Origin of the sequence: Streptomyces sp. NPDC087215 (genome assembly GCF_044744885.1) — a bacterium.
Lineage (GTDB): Bacteria > Actinomycetota > Actinomycetes > Streptomycetales > Streptomycetaceae > Streptomyces.
The window spans coordinates 354,597-375,549 of the sequence record NZ_JBIUZD010000003.1 but is presented as its reverse complement, the minus strand read 5'-3'; the positions used below and the strand labels follow the sequence as shown (position 1 = coordinate 375,549).

The following is a 20,953-nucleotide window of genomic DNA, read 5'->3' as shown; positions in this document are numbered from 1 at the left end:
GGGCTCGTAGAACTCAAGGGAAAGGGGCCCGGCATCCCGTGCCGGGCCCCTTCCGTATGTCCGTTCCCGGTCAGCTCCGGGGCGCGAGGAGCAGGACCTTGCCGACATGGGCGCCGGACTCCAGCGCCCGGTGACCTTCGGCCGCCTCCGCGAGCGGCAGCGTCCGGTCGACGACCGGACGGACCGTACCGGCGGCGATCAGCGGCCAGACGTGCTCCCTGACGGCGGCGACGATCGCCGCCTTCTCCTCCACCGGACGGGACCGCAGCGTGGTCGCCATGACGGCGGCGCGCTTGGCGAGCAGCGCCCCGAGGTTCAGCTCGCCCTTCACCCCGCCCTGGAGTCCGATCACGACGAGGCGGCCGTTCACGGCCAGCGCCTTCACGTTCCGCTCCAGGTATTTGGCACCGACGATGTCCAGGATGACGTCCGCGCCCGCCCCGTCCGTCGCCCCGGCCAGCTCCGCGACGAAGTCCTGCTCGCGGTAGTCGATGAGGACGTCCGCGCCGAGTTCCGCGCAGTGCGCCAGCTTCTCCGGGCTTCCGGCGGTCACCGCGACCCGTGCCCCGACCGCCTTCGCCAGCTGGATCGCCATCGTGCCGATCCCGCTCGCGCCGCCGTGCACCAGCAGTGTCTCCCCCGGCCGCAGGTGCGCGATCATGAAGATGTTGGACCAGACGGTGCAGGCCACCTCGGGCAGCACGGCGGCCGTGGCCAGGTCCACGCCCTCCGGCACGGGAAGCAGCTGCCCCGCCGGGACGACGGCCTTCTCCGCGTATCCGCCGCCCGCGAGCAGCGCGCACACCTCGTCGCCGACCGCCCAGCCCACCACCCCTGGACCGAGTGCGGCGATCCGCCCCGAGCACTCCAGACCGGGGTACGGGGAGCTGCCCGGAGGCGGGTCGTAGAAACCCTGCCGCTGGAGCAGATCGGCGCGGTTGACGGCACTGGCCACCACCTCGACGAGGACCTCGCCCTCACCGGGTACGGGGTCGGGCACTTCGGCCCAGACGAGGGCCTCGGGGCCGCCGGGTTCCGGAATCGTGATCGCGTACATGGCGGCGAGGCTACTCCCGCCGCGCCCCGGCCCGGGGCTCCACGCTCAGTCCTCGGGCGGGGTGCTGAGCGGGGTGACCGGCGCCGCGCGCACGATGGTGATCACCCGGTCGGTGAGCTGGAGCGGGCTGGCGGCGGGATCGTCGTAACCGAGGAGCCGGTGGCCACGCAGCACGCTCACCACCAGGTCTCCGGTCTCCCGCACGCTCTTGCCGACCTCGCTCTTGGTCACCGGCCGTTCCACCAGGTCGAGACCGGAACCCTGCTGGATCAGGTCCTCCATCACCGTGCCCGCGCTGGGGCTGAGTACGGAGAGACCGAGCAGCCGCCCGGCGGCGCTGGCACTGGTGATGACCGCGTCGGCACCGGACTGGCGCAGCAGCGGCGCGTTCTCCTCCTCACGGACCGCCGCGACGATCTTCGCGCCCCGGTTGAGCTGGCGCGCGGTGAGGGTGACCAGGACGGCCGTGTCGTCGCGCTGGGTGGCGATGACGACCTGCCGTGCCCGCTGCACCTCGGCACGGAGCAGAACGGCGCTGCGGGTGCCGTCGCCGACGACACCGACGAAGCCGTCCGCGTTCGCCGTCTCGATGACCTTGCTGGAGGGATCGACGATGACGATCTGTTCCTTGCTCAGGCCCGTCGCGCAGAGGGTCTGGATCGCGGACCGTCCCTTGGTGCCGAAGCCGACGATGACGGTGTGGTCGCGCAAGGTGGACCTCCAGCGGTTCAGCCGGAACTCCTCCCGGGTCCGCTCCGTGAGGACCTCGAGAGTGGTGCCGACCAGGATGATCAGAAACAGCACGCGCAGGGGCGTGACCAGCAGGATGTTGGCGAGCCGCGCCGAGTCGCTGTACGGGACGATGTCGCCGTATCCGGTGGTGGAGAGCGTCACGGTCGCGTAGTAGGCGCAGTCGAGGAAGTCGAGCGTCTCGTCGGCGTTGTCGTGGTAGCCCTCGCGGTCGATGTAGACGATCACGATCGTCACGGCGAGCACGGCCAGTGCCATGAGCAACCGGATGCCGACCTGACGCAACGGCCGTTCGACGACCCGCCGGGGCAGCCGGATGCTCGGGCCCGCAATCCGTTCGTCCGCGCGACGGGCCATCACGTCACGACTGGGAAGTTTCACGTGAAACACGCTCCTTGGGCCGCCGTCGCGGCCCTTTCGTCCAGGGGCCGGGGAAGGTCGAGGACGTCCAGTTCCTGGCCGGGGGCTGCGCCGCCGGGCGGGACGACGGCGAGGCCGTCGGCGGCGGCGAGGCCGCGGAGCATGGCGGGTCCGTGGTAGCGCAGCGGTACGGCCCGGCCGCCCCGGCGGACGACGGGGACGAGCCGCGTGTCGTAGGGATGCCCCTGTACCTCGTCCCGGACGGGCACGCGGGCGGAGGTACGGGTCCCGGAGCGGGGCCGGAGACCGCTTCCGGGGGTCGTCTCGGGCTCAGGCGCCGTCTCCGGCTCCGGGGTCGCCTCCGTCTCCGGCTCAGGCGTCGTCTCCGGCTCCGGCGTCGTCTCCGGCTCCGGGGTCGCCTCAGGACCCGGGGTCGTCTCCGGTCCCGGGAGCCGCTCGGGGCCCGGGGGCGTCTCCGCCAGGGCTTCGAGGAGGGGTGCGGCAAGGGTGAGGAGGCCGGAGACCGCCGCGAGCGGGTTGCCGGGCAGTCCGACCAGATGCCGGACGGAGGTGGGGCCGTCCGGTCCCGCGCCGAGCCGGGCGAGCAGCATCGGGTGGCCCGGCCTGACCTTCACCCCGTCGACGAGAAGGGTCGCGCCCGCCCTGCCCAGCACGCCGTGGACGTGGTCGACGGGACCCGCGGCCGTTCCGCCCGTGGTCACGACCAGGTCGGCGGTGGAACCGGTGACGGCCCCGTACAGTTCCTCGGCGTCGTCGCCGATGCGGCGGGTACCGAGGACGTCGGCGCCGAGCGAGGTGAGCCAGGGCCCGAGCATCGGGCCGAGGGCGTCCCGGATGAGCCCCTCGCGGGGGAGTCCCGCCGTCAGCAGTTCGTCGCCGAGGACCAGGATCTCCACCCGGGGGCGGGGGAAGACGGCGAGCCCGTCGTAGCCCGCCGCCGCCGCGAGACCGAGGACGGCGGGGGTCACGAGGGTGCCCGCGGGAAGCAGTTCGTCGCCGGATCGGCACTCCTGGCCCCGGGGCCGGATGTCCTGGCCGGGCACGACCTCGCGCAGGGCGCACAGCACGGGGCTCCCGGCGCGGTCGTCCGTACGGGGTGCCCGGGTGCGGGATGTCTCCGTGCGGGGCGCCTCGGTGCGGGCGTGCTCGGTGCGGACGACCGCGGTGGTGCCGGGCGGGACGCGGGCGCCGGTGGCGATCCGTACCGCCTCGCCGTCGGCGGGCTCCGGCGCCGTCCCGGGTCCGGAGGCGTGCCCGGCGAGTACGGCGGTCTCCGCGCGGACCGCCCAGGGGCCGGGCCCTGCGACGGCCCAGCCGTCCATGGCGGAGGTGTCGAAGGGCGGCAGATCGGTGAGGGCCGTCAGCGGCTCCGCCAGGACCCCGCCGAGCGCCGACCCGAGCGGTACGGCCGACGCCTTCCTGGCGCCCCGCGCGTGGGCCCCGGCGCGGGCGGCGACGGCCCGCGCCTCGGGCCAGGCGGTGGCACGGTGCGGACGCGGCGCGGACGCACCGCCCCCGGGCCCCGGAGTCACCGGGACGGACTCCCGCAGGCTCATCCGGCCTCGTCCTGCTCGGCCGCCCAGCGCTGGGCCAGCGCGGCGGCCTTGCGGGCGGCCTCGGCGACCGCCTCCGGTCCGCCGTCGGCGCGCGCCGCCGCGTACCCGACCAGGAAGGTGGTCAGGGGCGCGGCGGGCCGGGCCACCCCGTGGGCGGCGTCGCGGGCCAGGTCCAGCAGCAGGCCGGTGTCGACGGCCAGGTCGATGCCCAGTTCGTCCTTGACTGCGGTGATCCATTCGTCCAGCACGGTCCCATGCTCCCTGATCCGGGCTCGGGCCGTGGCGATGTCCTCCCAGGTGTCGCAGTCGAAGGACGCCAGCGGTCCCGCCGGGACCCGGACGGGCCGGAGCAGCGCCGTGAGATGGCGCAAGGGCAGATGGGCGAGGGCTCCGTGGTCCCGTGCGAGACCGTCGAGCGCCCGGCGCAGCGGGCCGGACCGGTACGCGGCGACGAGCGGCTGGTCCCGTCCCCCGGCGTCGGTCAGGAGTGCGGCGTCGGCCCGGGGGTCCTCGTCGAGGGCCGTCAGGAGGTCCCGGACGGTGGTGTCGTCGAGGAACGGCAGGTCGGCGGAGAAGACCAGGAGGACATCGGCACCGGTCTCCCGGACCCCGGCGCCGAGGGCGGCCGTCGGGCCGCCGCCGGGCGGTTCCTCCCTGGTCCAGCGGACGGGGCGGAGGGTCGGGCGGGGGGCGCCGACGACCACGGTCCGGCCCGCGTCGGGGCAGGCGGCGAGGACCCGGTCGAGCAGGGTCCGGCCCCCGATCCGTACCCCGGGTTTGTCGGAACCGCCGAGGCGCCTGGCGGCTCCTCCGGCGAGCACGACGACATCATGTGCGGTGGTCACCCCAGCAGTATGGGCCGCCGGGGTATCCCCGCGTCCGGCCCACCCGCCCGAGGAGACGCCCGAGGGCGGAGGAGAACGGGCGCGGTACGGGGCCGGAGGGGCCCGGCGGGGTGGTGAGCCGGGCCTGACGGAGGGTCGGGACCGACCCGGCGGGGCACGGGGGGGGCGTCACGGCGAAGTGTGGGTGGGGGCGGAGGGACGCTGAAACGGGCCTGTCGGGGGGGGCCGGGACGGGCCCGACAGGGTGCCGGGGCGGGCTCGGCGAGGTGGCGGGACTGCACCCGGACACCGAGCTGAGGACAAGCCCAGCACCCTGCCGGGGACGGCCCCGACGGAACGCGGAAACAGGATGCGAGAGCGGAACGCGGAAGCGGAACCAGCAAGGTGGAGGAGCGGGGCGGCAGGGTGCCGGAGCGCCCCCACCGGAGGAGACCCGACGAAGCGCCGGGCCCCCTCCGGAGCGGGCCGGGCGGGTGCCGGGCCCGTTCCCGTGGGGGGTCGGAAGGTGCGGAGGGCGCAGCGGACCGCGCGGAGGGAGGAGGGACGGAGGGTGTCAGAGCGTGCGGAGCAGGACGGCGGGCTGTTCGACGCAGTCCGCCACGTACCGCAGGAAGCCGCCCGCCGTACCGCCGTCGCAGACCCGGTGGTCGAAGGTGAGGGAGAGCTGCACGACCTGCCGGACGGCCAGTTCACCCCGGTGGACCCAGGGCTTCGGGACGATCCGGCCGACGCCGAGCATGGCCGCCTCGGGGTGGTTGATGATCGGTGTGGACCCGTCGACCCCGAACACCCCGTAGTTGTTGAGGGTGAACGTGCCCCCGGTCAGATCGGCCAGGGTGAGCGAGGAGTCCCGGGCGGCACCGGTCAGCCGGGCGAACTCGGCCGTCAGCGACTCCGCCGTGCGGGAACCCGCGTCCTTGACCACGGGCACGACCAGACCGCGCGGTGTCTGGGCGGCGAAGCCGAGGTGCACGTCGGGGAGCCGGACGATCTCCCGCGCGGCGGTGTCCACGGTCGAGTTGAGCTCGGGGAACCGGGCCAGGGCGTGGACACAGATCCGGGCGAGCAGCGCGAGCAGCGAGATCTTCGGCCCGCCCGCCGCGTTCATCGCCGCCCGCGCGCCCATCAGCTCGGTCGCGTCGGCGTCGACCCAGCAGGTCGCGTCGGGGATCTCCGTACGGCTGCGGGACAGCTTCTCGGCGACGGCGCCACGGACCCCGCGCAGCGGAATCCGTTCACCGGCCCGAGCGGTGCCGACGGCGGCGGAGACGGTTGCCGGGGCGGGCGTAGCGGTGACGACAGTCGGGGCGGCACCGGTGGCCGAGTCCTGGGGGGCCGCGAGGGCCCGTTCCACGTCGACGCGCAGGATCAGGCCCTCGGGCCCCGATCCGCGGACCTCCCGCAGGTCGAGCCCCTGGTCCCTGGCCAGCTTCCGTACGAGGGGCGAGATGACCGGCACCGGCCCGTGCCCGGCGACGGCCACGGCGACCGGCAGGGGCGCCGGAGCCGGAGCGGCAGGAGCCCGCACGGCGGAGGTCCGTGTCACCACCGGGTTCGCGGGGCGCACCCGGCGGCGGCGGGCGGCGGGTCCCGCCGTGCCGTAGCCGACGAGCACATTGCCCGAGTACTCCGAGGAGACGGCCGCGTCGGCGGCGGTCTCCCCGGGCGGGGCGGGCGTCTCGTCGCTCCCGGGAGCCTCCGTCGGCTCCGTACCGCCCACGGCGACCGTCAGGAGCGGGGAGCCGACGGGAAGCTCGGTGCCCTCCTCGCCGTACCGGGCGGTGACCACACCGCCGTACGGGCAGGGCACCTCGACCATGGCCTTGGCCGTCTCGACCTCGACGACCGGCTGGTCGACGGCGACGACGTCGCCGACGGCGACCAGCCAGCGCACGATCTCCGCCTCGGTGAGTCCCTCACCGAGGTCGGGCAGCTTGAACTCAAGGACCTGGGCCATCAGTTCTCCGTCTCCCACTGGAGCCGCGCGACCGCGTCCAGGATCCGGTCCACGCCCGGCAGGTGGTGGCGTTCGAGCATCGGCGGCGGGTACGGGATGTCGAAGCCCGCGACCCGCAGCACCGGTGCCTCCAGATGGTGGAAGCAGCGCTCGGTCACCCGCGCGGCGATCTCCGCGCCGGGGCCGCCGAAGCCGGTCGACTCGTGGACCACGACCGCGCGGCCGGTGCGCCGCACCGAGGCGCAGACGGTCTCGTCGTCGAAGGGCACGAGCGACCGCAGGTCCACGACCTCCAGGTCCCAGCCCTCGGCCTGCGCGGCCTCGGCCGCCTCCAGACAGACCGGCACGGAGGGGCCGTAGGTGATCAGGGTGGCCCCGGTGCCGGGGCGGCGGACGACGGCCCGGCCGATCGGCTCGACGGGCGCGGGCGCCTCGGGGGACCAGTCGGACTTGGACCAGTAGAGCCGCTTGGGCTCCAGGAAGACCACCGGGTCGTCGGAGGCGATGGCCGCGCGCAGCAGTCCGTAGGCGTCCTCGACGGTGGCCGGGGTGACGACGTGGAGTCCCGGCGTGGCCGTGTAGTAGGCCTCGGAGGAGTCGCTGTGGTGCTCGACGCCGCCGATCCCGCCGCCGTACGGGACACGGATGACGATCGGCATCGGCATCGCGCCCCGGGTGCGGTTGCGCATCTTCGCGACGTGCGAGATCAGCTGCTCGAACGCCGGGTAGGCGAAGGCGTCGAACTGCATCTCGACCACCGGGCGCAGCCCGTACATGGCCATGCCGACGGCCGCGCCGAGGATGCCCGCCTCGGCCAGCGGGGTGTCGGTGCAGCGGTCCTCGCCGAACTCCGCGGCGAGTCCGTCGGTGACGCGGAAGACACCGCCGAGGGTGCCGACGTCCTCGCCCATGACATGGACGGTGGGGTCCTCGGCCATGGCGTCGCGCATGGCGCGCTGGAGCGCCTGCGCCATGGTGGCCGGCTTGGGCCGTCCTGCGGCCCCGGCGGTCCTGCCCGCCGTGGGTCGGGTCGTCGCCGTCGTCATCACGCCTCACCCTCGGCTTCGAGCTCGGCGCGCAGCTGCGCCGCCTGTTCGCGCAGCTGCGCGGTCTGCTCCGCGTACACGTGGGAGAAGAGGTCCATGGGGTCGAGCGCCGGGTCGGCGTTCATCCGTTCGCGCAGGTCGGCGGCCATCGTCTCGGCGGCGTCGGCCGCCGCGCGCCGGGTGTCCTCGTCGAGGAGTCCGCGCGCGTCGAGTTCCCGTTCGATGAGGAGGATCGGGTCGTGTGCACGCCAGGTCTCGACCTCGTCGGCCGGGCGGTAGCGGGTGGCGTCGTCGGCGTTGGTGTGGGCGTCGATCCGGTAGGTGACGGCTTCGACGAGGGTGGGGCCGCCGCCTCGCCGGGCGCGGGACACGGCCTCGGTGAGCACCTGGTGCACGGCGACCGCGTCGTTGCCGTCGACGAGCCTGCCGGGCATCCCGTATCCCACGGCCTTGTGGGCGAGGGAGGGGGCGGCGGTCTGCTTGGCCAGCGGGACGGAGATCGCGAAGCCGTTGTTCTGCACGAGGAAGACCACGGGCGCCCGCCAGACGGCCGCGAAGTTCAGGGCCTCGTGGAAGTCGCCCTCGCTGGTGCCGCCGTCGCCGACCATGGCGAGGACGACGACGTCGTCGCCCTTGAGACGGGCGGCGTGGGCCAGGCCCACCGCGTGCGGGAGCTGGGTCGCCAGCGGGGTGCAGAGCGGCGCCACGCGGTGCTCCCGCGGGTCGTACCCGGTGTGCCAGTCGCCGCGCAGCAGGGTCAGGGCCTGGACGGGGTCGAGGCCGCGGGCGACCGCCGCGAGCGTGTCGCGGTACGAGGGGAAGAGCCAGTCCCGGTCCTCCAGGGCCAGGGCGGCGGCGATCTCGCACGCTTCCTGCCCGGTGGTGGACGGGTACACGGCGAGGCGGCCCTGCTTGGTGAGGGCGGTGGCCTGCGCGTTGTACCGGCGGCCGCGGACCAGTTCCGCGTAGAGCCGGAGCAGCAGCGCGGGATCGGTGTCGGCCACGGCGTCCGTGCCGAGCACGCGCAGCGGCTCGGCGTCGGGCAGCAGCGGGGCGGGGTCGGTGCGGGGCTGCCACGCCGGGGGCGGGACGGGCCGGGTCGGGACGGCACCGGGCGGCTCTTGGACTGTCGAACTGCGCTGTTGCAACGAGTCCACCTCCTCGTGGGAGCGGGCATAAGACCCGAAGGCGGGTGGCGCGAGTGTGGCGCGCCTCACCTACCGATTGTTCGGTCGTGGAGGCATTTTGGCTACAGGCACCTTCAGCCTGTGGACAAACGGTTCTCCACAGCCTGGGATGGGTGCAGGTCGTCCACCGGAGAGAGGCGGGGGGACATGGCGGATGAACAAATGGCCGTCGGCCGGGACGGGGTCCCGGCGGACGGGGCGGGCGGCGGTCCCGGCGGGGCGGGGGGCGAGGTGCCGGGGGAGACCCTGAGCACCCCGTTCGACATGCCCCCGACGAGCCTCCCGGCCCGGCCGCTGGACGCGATCGACCGCGACATCCTGCGGTTGCTGCAGACGGACGGGCGCGCCTCGGTGCGCTCCGTGGCCGAGCGGGTGCACGTCTCGCGGGCCAACGCGTACGCGCGCATCAACCGGCTCATCGACGACGGGGTGATCCGGGGCTTCAGCGCCCGCGTCAACCACGAGCGGGCGGGGCACGGCGCCTCCGCCTACATCACGCTCAAGATCGTCCAGAACTCCTGGCGGACGGTCCGCGAACAGCTCGGGGCCCTGCCGGGGGCCACGCACATCGCGCTGGTCAGCGGGGACTTCGACGTGCTGCTCCTGGTGCACACACCGGACAACCGGACGCTGCGGGAGCTGGTGCTCACCCGGCTCCAGTCGATCCCGGAAGTGCTGTCCACGCGTACGTTGCTGGTCTTCGAGGAGACGGACCTGAACGCGGGCCCGGGGTTCTAGGACCGCCTCTTCCGGGTCCTGCTCCTCCGGGCCGACCGCAGGGCCCGGAGGGGACGAGGTCGCGGCCGGGCCGGACCCGGACGACGTGACCGGGCCGATCCCGGACACCTCGGCGGGGCCGGACCCCGGGCACCTCGGCCGGGCGGGGCCGGACGCTGAGGTCCCGCCGACCCGATCGCAGCCACCTCAGCCGCCTCGGACACCTCAGCCAGGCGCCCCGGACGCCTCGGCCGACCCGGCCCCGGGACAACCTCGCCAGACCGGTCCAGGGCGAACTCGCCAGTCCGGTCCGGGGGAACCTCGCCGGGCCGGTCCCCGACGGCCCTCAGCGGGCCGTACGCAGCCCGTCGAAGGCCAGCCGGGCGACGGTCTCGGCGAGCTGCTCGCGCTCCGCCACCGCGTCCTGGTGCGGCCGGTACCACTCCACCAGCGAGTTGATCATGCCGAAGAGGAGCCGGGTCGCCAGCCGGATGTCCACATCGGCCCGCAGGTCGCCCTCGTCGGCGGCGGCCCTGAGCAGTTCGGCCACCTTGTGGTCGAACTCGCGACGCCGCTCCATGGCCCACCGCTCGGTGGCCGTGTTGCCCCGCACCCGGAGCAGCAGCGTCACGTACGGCAGCTCCGCGAGCAGCACCTCGACCGTGCGGCGCGTGACGTACTCGACCCGTTCGACGGCCCTGCCGTGCCCGGCGCCCGGCTCGTCGAGGACCGCGAAGAGCCCGTCGAGGGCCCGGCTGACGGCCCGGCGCAGCAGCTCCTCCTTGCCGGACACGTGGTGGTAGATCGACGACTTGGAGATGCCCGCCGCCTTGGAGAGGTGCTCCATGGAGGTGCCGTCGTAACCGCGCTCGTTGAAGATCCGGACGGCGACGGAGAGCAGCGTCTCGGGGGTGTAGGTGTCACGTCTGGCGGTCGTCATCGGGAGTCCTCCGCGTCCTCGGCGTACGCCCGGCGCGCGATGGCCGGGCTGGGCGCGTACCGGCCCGTCGGGCAGCGCTCGTGCAGGGCGTCGAGCAGGTCCCGTACGCGCGCGTGGCCGACCTTTCCGGCCCATTCGAGCGGCCCCACCGGATAGTTGACCCCGAGCCGCATGGCGGTGTCCACGTCCTCGGCGGTGGCGACGCCCCGGTCGACGGCGTCGGCCGCGAGATCGGCGAGCATCGCGACCGTACGGGCCACGATCATGCCGGGTACGTCGCCGATCACGGACACCCGCTTGCCGAGGGCCTGGAAGAGGCCGACCGCTTCCGCGAGGGTCTCCTCCGAGGTGCCCTCACGGGTGGAGAGCACGATCCGGGTGGCCCGCGCGTAGTCCAGGGCGAGGTCGAAGTGGACGATCTCTTCGGTGCCGTGCTCGAAGGACGTCTCGCCCTCCGCGAGGCGGAGCCTGCCGCCGCCGGGCAGCAGGACGTGGCCGTCGCCGACCCTGCGCCGGACCTGGATCCCGGCCTCCTTGAAGAGCCCGACCAGTGGTTCCGCCGGGCCGAGGCCGCCCCGGACCACGATCCGCCCCGGCGCCTCGGCGGGCGGGGCGGTGTGCGGGGCGGGCCGCTCGTCGCCGTCCGCGTACGAGAACCAGCCCCGGCCCGTCTTGCGGCCGAGGCGTCCGGACTCCACGAGCCTGCGCTGCGCGAGCGAGGGCGTGAACTTGGGGTCCTGGTGGAAGGACTCCCAGACGGAGCGGGTGACGGCCTCGTTGACGTCCTGGCCGATGAGGTCGGTCAGCTCGAAGGGGCCCATGCGGAAGCCGCCGCACTCGCGCAGGGCCGCGTCGATGGTGGCCGGGTCGGCGGCGCCCTCCTCGAAGACCCGCAGGGCCTCCGCGTAGAAGGGGCGGGCGATCCGGTTGACGATGAAGCCGGGGGTGTCGGCGCAGCGCACCGGGGTCTTGCCCCAGCCCTTCACCGTGCCGTACGCGCGCGTGGCGACGTCCGGGTCGGTGGCGAAGCCGCTGACGACCTCGACGAGGGGGAGCAGCGGCGCCGGGTTGAAGAAGTGGAGTCCGACGAGACGTCCCGGCAGTCTCAGGCCGCCCGCGACGGCGGTGACGGAGAGGGACGAGGTGTTGGTGGCGAGGACGGCGTCGTCGGCGACGACCTCCTCCAGGTCGGCGAAGAGCCGCTGTTTGACGGGGAGCAGTTCGACGACCGCCTCGACGACGAGCGCCGCGTCGGCGAGGGCCGTGAGGTCCCGGGCCGCGTGCAGGCGTCCGAGGGCCTCCTCGCGCGCGGTGGCGTCCAGGCGGCCCTTCTCCACGAGCCGGTCGAGGCGGGCGGCGAGGGCCTTCACGGCCTGCTCGGCGCGGCCGGGGGCGCTGTCGTAGAGGCGGACGGGATGTCCCGCGACCAGGGCGACCTGGGCGATGCCCTGGCCCATGGTGCCGGTGCCGACGACGGCGACGGTGCGGTCGCGTCCCACGGCGGCGGGCTCACTGGCGGTCACGTCGTCGCTCCCCCTGACGGTCACGTTGGCGCTCATTGGAGTGATCCTCCCCGATGGGTTTTCCACAGGATCGACAGGCCCCCTTGTCCCGACCGATCGTTCGGTTACTCTAACTCCGTACGCGTCTCCCTGCCCAGCTCGACGAGGAGTTGGTCCATCCATGGCCACCGCTCAGCCGACCACCGACCGTCTGGCCGAGAAGCACCGGTCCACGCTCGACCAGGCGCTCGCCACCATCCGGACCCGTGCCTACTGGTCGCCGTACCCCGAGCACCCGAAGGCGTACGGGACGGACGGCTCGCTCGACGCGGCGGCGGGGCTCGCCGCCCACCAGGCAGTTCTGAACACCCGCTTCGAGCTGGACCAGCCCGGCACGGACGGCTGGACCGGTGGCGAGACCTCGCCGTACGGCCCGGCCCTCGGCGTCGAGTACCCGCACGCCGACATCGACGTCCTGCTCCCCGCGATGCGCGCGGGCACCGGTGCCTGGCGGGACGCGGGGCCCGAGACCCGTGCCCTGGTCTGTCTGGAGATCCTCGCCCGGATCTCCGCCCGCACCCATGAGTTCGCGCACGCCGTCATGCACACCAGCGGACAGGCGTTCATGATGGCGTTCCAGGCCGGTGGCCCGCACGCCCAGGACCGCGGTCTCGAAGCCGTGGCGTACGCGTACGCGGAGCAGACCCGGACGCCCGCCGGACGGGCCGACTGGTCCAAGCCGCAGGGCAAGCGGGACCCGCTGGAGCTGAGCAAGGAGTTCACCCCGGTCGGCCGGGGCGTCGCCCTCGTCATCGGCTGCAACACCTTCCCCACGTGGAACGGCTACCCGGGCCTGTTCGCCTCCCTCGCCACCGGCAACCCGGTCCTGGTCAAGCCGCACCCGCGCGCGGTGCTGCCGCTCGCGCTCACCGTCCGCGTCGCCCGCGAGGTCCTCGCCGAGACAGGTTTCGACCCGAACCTGGTGGCGCTGGCCGTCGAGCGGCCCGGCGAGGGCATCGCCAAGACCCTCGCCGTGCGCCCCGAGGTCCGGATCATCGACTACACGGGCTCCACCGCCTTCGGCGACTGGCTGGAGGAGAACGCCCGCCAGGCGCAGGTCTACACCGAGAAGGCCGGCGTCAACACGGTCGTGATCGACTCCACCGACGACTACCGGGGGATGCTCGGCAATCTGGCGTTCTCCCTCTCCCTGTACAGCGGCCAGATGTGCACCACCCCGCAGAACCTGCTGATCCCCTGCGGGGGCATCGCCACCGACCAGGGGCCCAAGTCGTACGACGAGGTCGTCGCGGACCTCGCCTCGGCGGTCGACGGCCTGCTGGGCGACGACGCACGGGCGAACGGGCTGCTCGGCGCCCTGGTCAACCCGGACGTGAAGGCGCGCCTGGAAGCCGCCGCCGGGCTCGGCGAGGTGGCGCTCGCCTCCCGCGAGGTGGTCAATCCGGAGTATCCGGACGCCGTGGTCCGCACCCCGGTCGTCGTGAAGCTGGACGGCTCCAAGCCCGACGCCCAGGCCGCGTACTTCTCGGAGTGCTTCGGTCCGGTCTCCTTCGCCGTGTCGGTGGACTCGACCGAGGACGCGCTGGAGCTGCTGCGGCGCACGGTCCGTGAGAAGGGCGCGATGACGGTCGGGGCGTACACGACCTCGGCGGAGACCGAGCGGGCGGTGGAGGAGGTCTGTCTGGAGGAGTCGGCCCAGCTCTCGCTGAACCTCACCGGCGGGGTCTATGTGAACCAGACGGCGGCGTTCTCCGACTTCCACGGCTCGGGGGGCAATCCGGCCGCCAACGCGGCCCTGTGCGACGGCGCCTTCGTCGCCAACCGCTTCCGGGTGGTGGAGGTCCGCCGCCAGGCCTGAACCACGCGCGTGTGGGGATCTCCGGAGGTCCCCACACGTGTCGGGCCGCCCCGCCCCAGCCCGCCGGACCCCTCCGGCGCCACCGGGTCTCCGGCGCCGCCGGGGCCTCCGGCTCCGGCCGGGCCGGGCTCCGCCGCCGGGTCCTCGGCCTCCGTCAGGCGCTCTCGATCTCCGCGTACCGCTGCACCCACGCGTGCATGGCGATGGCGGCGGCGGCCCCCGCGTTGATGGAGCGGGTCGAGCCGAACTGGGCGATCGAGCAGACCGTCTCCACGTGCGCGCGGGCCTCCTCGGTGAGCCCGGGGCCCTCCTGGCCGAACAGCAGCACACAGCGGCGCGGCAGCACGGTCCGCTCCAGCGGCACGGCGCCCGGCAGGTTGTCGATGCCGATGACGGGGATGCCCTCGGCCGCCGCCCACGAGGTCAGCGACGCCGTGTCGGGGTGGTGCCGGACGTGCTGGTAGCGGTCGGTGACCATGGCGCCACGACGGTTCCAGCGGCGGCGGCCCACGATGTGGACCTCCTTCGCGAGGAACGCGTTGGCGGTCCGCACCACCGAGCCGATGTTGAAGTCGTGGCCCCAGTTCTCCACGGCCACGTGGAAGTCGTGCCGTCGGGTGTCGAGATCGGCGACGACCGCCTCCCGCGTCCAGTACCGGTAGCGGTCCACCACATTGCGCCGGTCGCCCCCGGCCAGCAGCTCGGGGTCGTACCGCTCGCCCTCGGGCCACGGCTCCGGATGCGGCCCGACGCCGATCTCGGGGCCGAAGCCCTCGTCGTACTGGACCGGCTCGGCGGACCCGGGTCCGGGACTCTGTTCGGTGGTGCTCACCCGACGAGGGTACGGGGGGCGCGCTCCTCACCCGTACGGCGCTGTTCCGGCAGCTTCCCGGTGCCCGGCCGCCTCAGCAGCCGGTCCCGGCCCCTCACGACCCGGACGCCGAGCGCCATCAGGAACGGGGTGGGCAGGAACACGGCGTCGGCGGAGATCATCGCGAGCGAGAAGACCGGCAGCCCCAGCAGGACCGCGATCCCGGCGTGCTCCAGCATCATCGCCACGAGCAGCACGTTCTTCACCTTGCGGTGGAAGAGCGTGAAGGGGAAGGCGACCTGCACCAGGACCGTGCCGTAGGTCAGCAGCATCACCATGGTCCCGCTGGTGCCGAGCAGCTCGGAGAGGGCCGGCCAGGGGGTGAAGTAGTCCAGGTTGAGCGGGTAGAACAGCGCCGTGCCGTCCTGCCAGCGCGAGCCCTGGATCTTGTACCAGCCGGCCGTGGCGTAGATCAGACAGACCTCGGCCATGAGCACGAGGAGGGCGGCGTTGTGGGCGAGGTTCGCCAGCGCGTCGAGCAGGGTGCGCGGCTCGTCGGGGGCCTGTCGGCGGACCAGCCACCACAGGCCGTTCCCCAGCCACAGCACCCACAGCAGCACCGGCAGCCACCACTCGCCGCTGACACCGCTGAACCAGGTCGTGGCGAGGAGGAAACCGCCGAGGACGGTCCACAGGAGCGGGCCGACGCGGTCCTGGCGCGGCGGCTCCCCGGCGTCGGCTGCGCGTGCCGCGCGGGCCGCCCGCCGGGCGTCGAGGGACCACACCTGGGAGCAGCGGGTGAAGACCAGGTAGATCGCGGCGAGGTGCAGGACGTTGTCGCCGCCGTCGCCGACGAAGACGGACCGGTTCAGCAGCGACAGCACGCCGACCATGAAGACCACGGAGACGGCGCGGGTGCGCCAGCCCAGCAGGAGCAGGACGGCGGAGAGGACCGCGACGGCGTAGACGAACTCGAACCACGGGTTCCCGTCCGACCACAGGAGCACGGTGAAGGCCCGGTTGTCGGTGATCAGCCGGTGGGCCAGCTCCCAGGACCAGGGGCTGTCGGGGCCGTACAGCTCGTGCCGGTGGGGCAGTTCGCGCAGCAGGAAGACCAGCCAGGTCAGCGCGAAGCCGATCCGGACGATCGCGCTCTGGTAGGCGCCGAGGGAGCGGCCGGTGACGGTCTGGACGGCCCGCGCGAGCCGCCGGTCGAAGGTCTCACGCGCCCGCGTGCCCCCGGCCCCGTCGGCACTTCTCCCAAGAGGTACGACTCCGCTCGGCACAGGCCCGGGTTCGAGAGCCCCGACCCCCCCGGGCCCCGCCCCGCCTCCCCCCTCCCCCACCGGACCGAAGGCGGGGGCGGGCTTCGAGAGGGAGAGAGGGGTGGGCTCCGGGGCCGGTCCCGGAGCGGGCCCGGAGCCGGGCTCCGGGGCCGGGGCCGGTTCTGAGCCGTGTTCCGGGGTCGCGTTGCTCATCGGCCCGCCTCCGTGCGGCTTCGGTCGGCCCCGGCGGGCCGGTCGGCGTCGGTGACCCGCCACCACGGGAGGTCGCGGTAGGAGGGCGCGGTGTCGGTCTTCTCGGTGCTCCACGCGGGCGCGGGGACGGGCCGGGAGACGGCGCGGAGCTGGACGCGCCGCACCTCACCGCTGAGCCCCCGCCCGTCGGTGCCCGCGAGGGTGGGGAGGGCGTCGAGCCGGAACACCGCGATCCGGCGGATGTACCGCTCGGAGAGCTCGCCGCGCGTCCCCTGGGGGCGGTGGTCCTCGGCGTGCGTGCCGAGGTAGAAGTCGATGGCCCTGCGCAGCTCGTTCTGCTGGGTGTGGCTGGGCATCGGGTTGTGCCGGACGGCCTCGGTGTCCTGGGCGGTGAGGTCGATCCAGCCGCTGGTGCGGAGGGTGCCGTCACCGGTGGCGATCTCGGCGCGGGCCTCGACGGAGACGTTCTGCTGGAGCGGGTTGGGCGCGAAGAGCTTCCAGTTCTGTTCGAACTCGGGGTAGATCCAGTCGTCGACGGCCTGACCGTGCCGTTTGGTCAGTGTGTTCGACGGAGCCACATGCAGGAACACCATGGCCAGATGGACGCAGGCGAAGACCCCGGTGACGGCGAGCGCCACGGCGAGAACGACCTGGTAGGGCAGGGACAGGGCCATGATCCCCACGGTCGCGCGGCCGGACCGCGACGGGTCCCGGACGCTCGCGGGGCCCCCGGGACGCGCCCCGGCGGGACCGGTCGCGGGGCCTCCGGGAGGTGCTTCGGCGGGGTCGGGGGCGAGGGGTCCCGGAGGGTCGCCGTCCACTCCGGCCGCGTCCTTCTCGACGTACGCGTCCATCCCGCCCCGATCCCGATCGGCCCACTCGGTTATCCACAGGGTTGACACCATACGGGCCGTCGACTCACCATTGAAGTCATTCAACCGAACGATCGGTCGGTAGGGAGTCCGATGACCGCAGTGACGGCAGGGACAGCAGAGACCACGGGCGTGCCCGGCGTGTCGGAGGCGGCCGGGGCCGCCGAGCAGGCCGCCCACGAGGCCGTGTTCGACGCCGCGGTGGCCGCCGACGAGCGGATCGAGCCGCGCGACTGGATGCCCGAGGCGTACCGCGCCTCGCTCGTCCGGCAGATCGCGCAGCACGCCCACTCCGAGATCATCGGTATGCAGCCCGAGGCGAACTGGATCACCCGCGCGCCCTCGCTGCGCCGCAAGGCCATCCTCATCGCCAAGGTGCAGGACGAGGCGGGCCACGGCCTGTACCTCTACAGCGCGGCGGAGACCCTCGGCACCAGCCGCGACGAACTCCTCGACAAGCTCCACTCGGGCCGCCAGAAGTACTCCTCGATCTTCAACTACCCCACCCTGACCTGGGCCGACGTCGGCGCCATCGGCTGGCTGGTCGACGGCGCCGCGATCACCAACCAGGTCCCCCTCTGCCGCTGCTCCTACGGGCCGTACGCCCGCGCGATGGTCCGCGTCTGCAAGGAGGAGTCCTTCCACCAGCGCCAGGGGTACGAGGCGCTGCTCGCCCTGTCGAAGGGCACCGAGGCCCAGCACGCCATGGCCCAGGACGCCGTGGACCGCTGGTGGTGGCCCTCCCTGATGATGTTCGGCCCGCCGGACGACGAGTCCACCCACACCGCCCAGGCGATGGCCTGGAAGATCAAGCGTCACTCCAACGACGAACTGCGCCAGCGCTTCGTCGACATCGCCGTGCCCCAGGCCGAGGCCCTCGGACTCACCCTCCCCGACCCCGACCTCCGGTGGAACGAGGAGCGCGGGCACCACGACTTCGGCCCGATCGACTGGACCGAGTTCTGGGACGTCCTCAAGGGGAACGGCCCGTGCAACGAACAGCGGCTCAGCAGACGCCGCCAGGCCCACGAGGACGGCGCCTGGGTCAGAGAGGCCGCCGCCGCCCACGCGAAGAAGCACCAGCACACCGGCGAGCACGGGGAGGCACAGGGATGACGAGCGACGGTTGGCCGCTGTGGGAGGTGTTCGTGCGCTCCAGGCGCGGACTGTCCCACACCCACGCGGGCAGTCTCCACGCCCCCGACGCGGAGATGGCCCTGCGCAACGCCCGCGACCTGTACACCCGCAGGAGCGAGGGCGTGTCCATCTGGGTCGTCCCCTCCACGGAGATCACCGCCTCCTCCCCCGACGAGAAGGACCCGTTCTTCGAACCGGCCGCCGACAAGCCCTACCGCCACCCGACGTTCTACGAGATCCCGGAGGGGGTGAAGCACCTGTGAGCACCACCGGAACCCACGAGCACACCGCCACGCCCGAAGACCGGACCAGCGGCGGCCCCACCACCGTGACCACGACCGGGGAACGCCCCGGGGGCGGCCCCCCGCCCGCCACCGGCACCCGGGCGCCCGCGACCGGCGTGCCCGTCGAAGCGGCGCTCGCCCTCGGCGACGACGCCCTCGTCCTCTCCCACCGCCTGGGGGAGTGGGCGGGCTACGCCCCCGTCCTGGAGGAGGAGGTCGCCCTCGCCAACATCGCGCTCGACCTCCTCGGCCAGGCCCGCGTCCTGCTCTCCCTCGTCGGCGACGAGGACGAACTCGCCTACCTCCGCGAGGAACGCTCCTTCCGGAACGTCCAGCTCGTCGAGCAGCCGAACGGCGACTTCGCCCACACCATCGTCCGGCAGCTCTACTTCTCCACCTACCAGCACCTCCTGTACGGGCGGCTGGCCACCGGCGAAGGCCCCTTCGTCGGGCTCGCCGCCAAAGCCGTCAAGGAAGTCGCCTACCACCGGGACCACGCCGAGCAGTGGATCCTGCGCCTCGGCGACGGCACCGAGGAGAGCCACATCCGCGCCCAGCGGGCCTGTGACGCCCTCTGGCGGTACACCGGCGAGCTCTTCCGGCCCGTCGACGGCATCGACGTGGACCACCCGGCCCTGGAGGAGGACTGGCTGGCATCCGTCACCGACATCCTCGGCAGAGCCACCCTCACCGTGCCCTCCGGCCCCCGCACCGGAGCCTGGGCCGCCGGAGCGGGCCGCCAGGGCCTGCACACCGAGCCCTTCGGACTGATGCTCGCCGAGATGCAGCACCTGCACCGCAGCCACCCGGGGGCGACATGGTGACCGCCACCGCCCTCGAAGAGGAACTCGCCCGGATCGCCGGCGCCGTCCTCGACCCCGAGCTGCCCGTCCTCACCCTGGCCGAACTGGGCGTACTGCGCGGTGTCCACATCACAGGACCCGGCAGCGTCGAGGTCTCCCTCACCCCCACCTACACCGGCTGCCCGGCCGTCGAAACCATGTCCTCGGACATCGAGCGCGCCCTCCACGAGCACGGCGTCCCCGACGTCTCCGTCGTCACGGTCCTCAGCCCCGCCTGGTCCACCGACGACATCAGCGAGGAAGGCCGCCGGAAACTGGCCGAGTTCGGCGTCGCCCCGCCCCGCCCGCAGGGCCCGGCGGGCGGCCCCGTCCCCCTCACCCTCGCGATCCGCTGCCCCCACTGCGGCTCCACCGACACCGAACTCCTCAGCCGTTTCTCCTCGACCGCGTGCAAGGCGCTCCGCCGCTGCACCGCCTGCCGCGAACCGTTCGACCACTTCAAGGAGTTGTAGATGGTGTCCCCAGGCGCCGAGCGGGCCGGGTTCCACCCGCTCACGGTGAGCGGCGTCGAGCAGCTCACCGACGACTCCGTGGCCGTCACCTTCGCCGTCCCTCCCGAACTCCACGAGACCTACCGGCACCTCCCCGGCCAGCACCTCGCCCTGCGCCGCACGGACCGGCGGGGAGAGGACGTCCGGCGCACCTACTCGATCTGCGCCCCCGCCTCCCCGCCCGGCGAACCCCCCGTGCTGCGCGTCGGCATCCGGCTCGTCGACGGCGGCTCGTTCTCCACGTACGCGCTCAAGGAACTGGCCGTCGGCGACCTCGTCGACGTCATGGAACCCCGGGGCCGATTCACGCTCGCCCCGCGCCCCGGCCACTTCGCGGCGATCGTCGGCGGCAGCGGCATCACCCCGGTCCTGTCCATCGCCGCCACCCTGCTCGCCCGCGAGCCCGAGGCCCGGTTCTGTCTGATCCGCAGCGACCGCACCGAGGCGTCCACGATGTTCCTCGACGAGGTCGCCGACCTCAAGGACCGTCACCCCGACCGCTTCCAGCTGGTCACCGTGCTCTCCCGGGAGGAGCAGCAGTCCGGGCTGCCGTCCGGCCGTCTCGACCAGGAGCGGCTCTCCGCACTGCTGCCCGCGCTGCTGCCGGTCGGCGCCGTCGAAGGCTGGTTCCTCTGCGGCCCCTTCGGACTGGTCCAGGGAGCCGAGCGGGCCCTGCGCGGGCTCGGCGTCGACCGCACCCGCGTCCACCAGGAGATCTTCCACGTCGACGACGGCTCCGCGCCCGTCAGCGCCCCGGCGGCCGACGCCCCCGCCCACGCCACCCTGACCGCGACCCTGCACGGACGGTCCGGCAGCTGGCCGGTGGACCGGGGGGAGACCCTCCTCGACACGGTGCTCCGGGCCCGCGCGGACGCCCCGTACGCCTGCAAGGGCGGGGTGTGCGGCACCTGCCGTGCCTTCCTCGTCGGCGGCGAGGTACGGATGGACCGCAACTTCGCCCTCGAACCGGAGGAGACGGAAGCCGGATACGTACTGGCCTGCCAGTCCCACCCGGTCACCCCGGACGTGGAACTGGACTTCGACCGCTGACCCGCACCGGACAGCACCGGACCGGCGGCGGCGCCCGGACCCCATGGGCGCCACCGCCTCCGCTTCCGTCTTCGCCTCCGCTTCCGCTTCCGCTTCCGTGAAACCCGGACGCCCACGCCCACGCCCACGGAGAGGTACCTGCCCTTCGGG

19 protein-coding genes are annotated in these 20,953 nt (G+C 73.6%); 7 read left to right on the top strand and 12 right to left on the bottom strand.

Annotated features, from left to right (window positions below; translation table 11 throughout):
- Positions 1–70 precede the first annotated feature (70 nt).
- The 7 genes from ACIO92_RS11210 to pdhA form a co-directional block, all read right to left on the bottom strand.
- Complete coding sequence (locus ACIO92_RS11210) at positions 71–1,057, bottom strand: NAD(P)H-quinone oxidoreductase (protein ID WP_366443529.1); 987 nt, start codon at positions 1,055–1,057, stop codon at positions 71–73.
- A 45-nt stretch (positions 1,058–1,102) separates the two neighbouring features.
- On the bottom strand, positions 1,103–2,188 hold the full coding sequence (locus tag ACIO92_RS11205; protein ID WP_366443530.1) for a potassium channel family protein: 1,086 nt from the start codon (positions 2,186–2,188) through the stop codon (positions 1,103–1,105).
- Entirely contained in the window at positions 2,185–3,744 is a 1,560-nt protein-coding gene (locus ACIO92_RS11200; protein WP_402280057.1) for a molybdopterin molybdotransferase MoeA, read from the bottom strand. Before ACIO92_RS11200 ends, ACIO92_RS11205 begins: the two co-directional genes overlap by 4 nt.
- A complete protein-coding gene (locus tag ACIO92_RS11195) occupies positions 3,741–4,589 on the bottom strand; it encodes an NTP transferase domain-containing protein (protein ID WP_402054813.1) in 849 nt (282 codons plus the stop codon). The genes ACIO92_RS11200 and ACIO92_RS11195 overlap by 4 nt, the downstream gene beginning before the upstream one ends.
- A 553-nt stretch (positions 4,590–5,142) precedes the next feature.
- Positions 5,143–6,546, bottom strand: a complete 1,404-nt coding sequence (locus ACIO92_RS11190; protein WP_402280059.1) for a dihydrolipoamide acetyltransferase family protein — start codon at positions 6,544–6,546, stop codon at positions 5,143–5,145.
- Positions 6,546–7,592, bottom strand: a complete 1,047-nt coding sequence (locus ACIO92_RS11185; protein WP_384853730.1) for an alpha-ketoacid dehydrogenase subunit beta — start codon at positions 7,590–7,592, stop codon at positions 6,546–6,548. Before ACIO92_RS11185 ends, ACIO92_RS11190 begins: the two co-directional genes overlap by 1 nt.
- The gene (pdhA, locus tag ACIO92_RS11180) at positions 7,592–8,749 is read right to left on the bottom strand and encodes a pyruvate dehydrogenase (acetyl-transferring) E1 component subunit alpha (RefSeq protein ID WP_366443535.1); all 1,158 of its coding nucleotides are present in this window, start codon (positions 8,747–8,749) and stop codon (positions 7,592–7,594) included. Before pdhA ends, ACIO92_RS11185 begins: the two co-directional genes overlap by 1 nt.
- Positions 8,750–8,926: 177 nt before the next feature.
- Here pdhA and ACIO92_RS11175 point away from each other — a divergent pair, with 177 nt between their 5' ends.
- Positions 8,927–9,517 carry an Lrp/AsnC family transcriptional regulator gene (locus ACIO92_RS11175; RefSeq protein ID WP_401235253.1) on the top strand — a complete coding sequence of 197 codons (591 nt, stop codon included), beginning with the start codon at positions 8,927–8,929 and terminating at the stop codon, positions 9,515–9,517.
- A gap of 325 nt (positions 9,518–9,842) precedes the next feature.
- Here ACIO92_RS11175 and ACIO92_RS11170 read toward each other — a convergent pair whose 3' ends face one another.
- Together ACIO92_RS11170 and ACIO92_RS11165 are read right to left on the bottom strand one after the other, a co-directional pair.
- A complete protein-coding gene (locus ACIO92_RS11170; RefSeq protein ID WP_366443536.1) occupies positions 9,843–10,436 on the bottom strand; it encodes a TetR/AcrR family transcriptional regulator in 594 nt (197 codons plus the stop codon).
- The gene (locus ACIO92_RS11165) at positions 10,433–11,995 is read right to left on the bottom strand and encodes a 3-hydroxyacyl-CoA dehydrogenase (protein WP_402280062.1); all 1,563 of its coding nucleotides are present in this window, start codon (positions 11,993–11,995) and stop codon (positions 10,433–10,435) included. The genes ACIO92_RS11170 and ACIO92_RS11165 overlap by 4 nt, the downstream gene beginning before the upstream one ends.
- A 124-nt stretch (positions 11,996–12,119) precedes the next feature.
- Here ACIO92_RS11165 and paaN point away from each other — a divergent pair, with 124 nt between their 5' ends.
- Complete coding sequence (gene paaN, locus ACIO92_RS11160) at positions 12,120–13,817, top strand: phenylacetic acid degradation protein PaaN (protein ID WP_402280064.1); 1,698 nt, start codon at positions 12,120–12,122, stop codon at positions 13,815–13,817.
- A 154-nt stretch (positions 13,818–13,971) separates the two neighbouring features.
- Here the strand turns inward: paaN and ACIO92_RS11155 are convergent, their stop codons facing one another.
- Genes ACIO92_RS11155 through ACIO92_RS11145 form a run of 3 tightly spaced genes read right to left on the bottom strand, consistent with a single transcriptional unit; the run spans position 13,972 to position 16,960 of the window.
- On the bottom strand, positions 13,972–14,649 hold the full coding sequence (locus tag ACIO92_RS11155) for a TrmH family RNA methyltransferase (protein WP_401235256.1): 678 nt from the start codon (positions 14,647–14,649) through the stop codon (positions 13,972–13,974).
- Positions 14,646–16,106, bottom strand: a complete 1,461-nt coding sequence (locus ACIO92_RS11150; RefSeq protein WP_402280067.1) for an HTTM domain-containing protein — start codon at positions 16,104–16,106, stop codon at positions 14,646–14,648. The genes ACIO92_RS11155 and ACIO92_RS11150 overlap by 4 nt, the downstream gene beginning before the upstream one ends.
- Entirely contained in the window at positions 16,103–16,960 is an 858-nt protein-coding gene (locus tag ACIO92_RS11145; protein ID WP_366443541.1) for a DUF5819 family protein, read from the bottom strand. The genes ACIO92_RS11150 and ACIO92_RS11145 overlap by 4 nt, the downstream gene beginning before the upstream one ends.
- Positions 16,961–17,071: 111 nt before the next feature.
- On the opposite strand from ACIO92_RS11145, the gene paaA reads away from it, so the two are divergent.
- The 5 genes from paaA (at position 17,072) to ACIO92_RS11120 (ending at position 20,803) form a co-directional block, all read left to right on the top strand.
- On the top strand, positions 17,072–18,094 hold the full coding sequence (paaA, locus tag ACIO92_RS11140; RefSeq protein ID WP_366443542.1) for a 1,2-phenylacetyl-CoA epoxidase subunit PaaA: 1,023 nt from the start codon (positions 17,072–17,074) through the stop codon (positions 18,092–18,094).
- Positions 18,091–18,378 (top strand): 1,2-phenylacetyl-CoA epoxidase subunit PaaB, encoded by a 288-nt coding sequence (gene paaB / locus ACIO92_RS11135; RefSeq protein ID WP_015034815.1) that lies wholly within the window; start codon positions 18,091–18,093, stop codon positions 18,376–18,378. The genes paaA and paaB overlap by 4 nt, the downstream gene beginning before the upstream one ends.
- Before the next feature lie 137 nt (positions 18,379–18,515).
- Positions 18,516–19,223, top strand: coding sequence for a 1,2-phenylacetyl-CoA epoxidase subunit PaaC (gene paaC, locus ACIO92_RS11130; RefSeq protein ID WP_402563906.1), 708 nt, complete (start codon positions 18,516–18,518; stop codon positions 19,221–19,223).
- Positions 19,217–19,714, top strand: a complete 498-nt coding sequence (paaD, locus tag ACIO92_RS11125) for a 1,2-phenylacetyl-CoA epoxidase subunit PaaD (RefSeq protein ID WP_366443544.1) — start codon at positions 19,217–19,219, stop codon at positions 19,712–19,714. Before paaC ends, paaD begins: the two co-directional genes overlap by 7 nt.
- Positions 19,715–20,803 carry a 2Fe-2S iron-sulfur cluster-binding protein gene (locus ACIO92_RS11120; RefSeq protein ID WP_402280070.1) on the top strand — a complete coding sequence of 363 codons (1,089 nt, stop codon included), beginning with the start codon at positions 19,715–19,717 and terminating at the stop codon, positions 20,801–20,803.
- Positions 20,804–20,953: the final 150 nt, after the last annotated feature.

Excerpts from the sequence above, each read along its gene's own strand:
- paaD (WP_366443544.1), top strand. The coding sequence starts at position 19,217 with ATGGTGACCGCCACCGCCCTCGAAGAGGAACTCGCCCGGATCGCCGGC.
- ACIO92_RS11175 (WP_401235253.1), top strand. The coding sequence starts at position 8,927 with ATGGCGGATGAACAAATGGCCGTCGGCCGGGACGGGGTCCCGGCGGAC.
- paaN (WP_402280064.1), top strand. The coding sequence starts at position 12,120 with ATGGCCACCGCTCAGCCGACCACCGACCGTCTGGCCGAGAAGCACCGG.
- ACIO92_RS11145 (WP_366443541.1), bottom strand. The coding sequence starts at position 16,960 with ATGGACGCGTACGTCGAGAAGGACGCGGCCGGAGTGGACGGCGACCCT.
- ACIO92_RS11210 (WP_366443529.1), bottom strand. The coding sequence starts at position 1,057 with ATGTACGCGATCACGATTCCGGAACCCGGCGGCCCCGAGGCCCTCGTC.
- paaA (WP_366443542.1), top strand. The coding sequence starts at position 17,072 with ATGACCGCAGTGACGGCAGGGACAGCAGAGACCACGGGCGTGCCCGGC.
- ACIO92_RS11170 (WP_366443536.1), bottom strand. The coding sequence starts at position 10,436 with ATGACGACCGCCAGACGTGACACCTACACCCCCGAGACGCTGCTCTCC.
- paaB (WP_015034815.1), top strand. The coding sequence starts at position 18,091 with ATGACGAGCGACGGTTGGCCGCTGTGGGAGGTGTTCGTGCGCTCCAGG.
- ACIO92_RS11190 (WP_402280059.1), bottom strand. The coding sequence starts at position 6,546 with ATGGCCCAGGTCCTTGAGTTCAAGCTGCCCGACCTCGGTGAGGGACTC.
- ACIO92_RS11150 (WP_402280067.1), bottom strand. The coding sequence starts at position 16,106 with ATGAGCAACGCGACCCCGGAACACGGCTCAGAACCGGCCCCGGCCCCG.
- ACIO92_RS11200 (WP_402280057.1), bottom strand. The coding sequence starts at position 3,744 with ATGAGCCTGCGGGAGTCCGTCCCGGTGACTCCGGGGCCCGGGGGCGGT.
- ACIO92_RS11120 (WP_402280070.1), top strand. The coding sequence starts at position 19,715 with ATGGTGTCCCCAGGCGCCGAGCGGGCCGGGTTCCACCCGCTCACGGTG.
- ACIO92_RS11165 (WP_402280062.1), bottom strand. The coding sequence starts at position 11,995 with ATGAGCGCCAACGTGACCGTCAGGGGGAGCGACGACGTGACCGCCAGT.
- ACIO92_RS11185 (WP_384853730.1), bottom strand. The coding sequence starts at position 7,592 with ATGACGACGGCGACGACCCGACCCACGGCGGGCAGGACCGCCGGGGCC.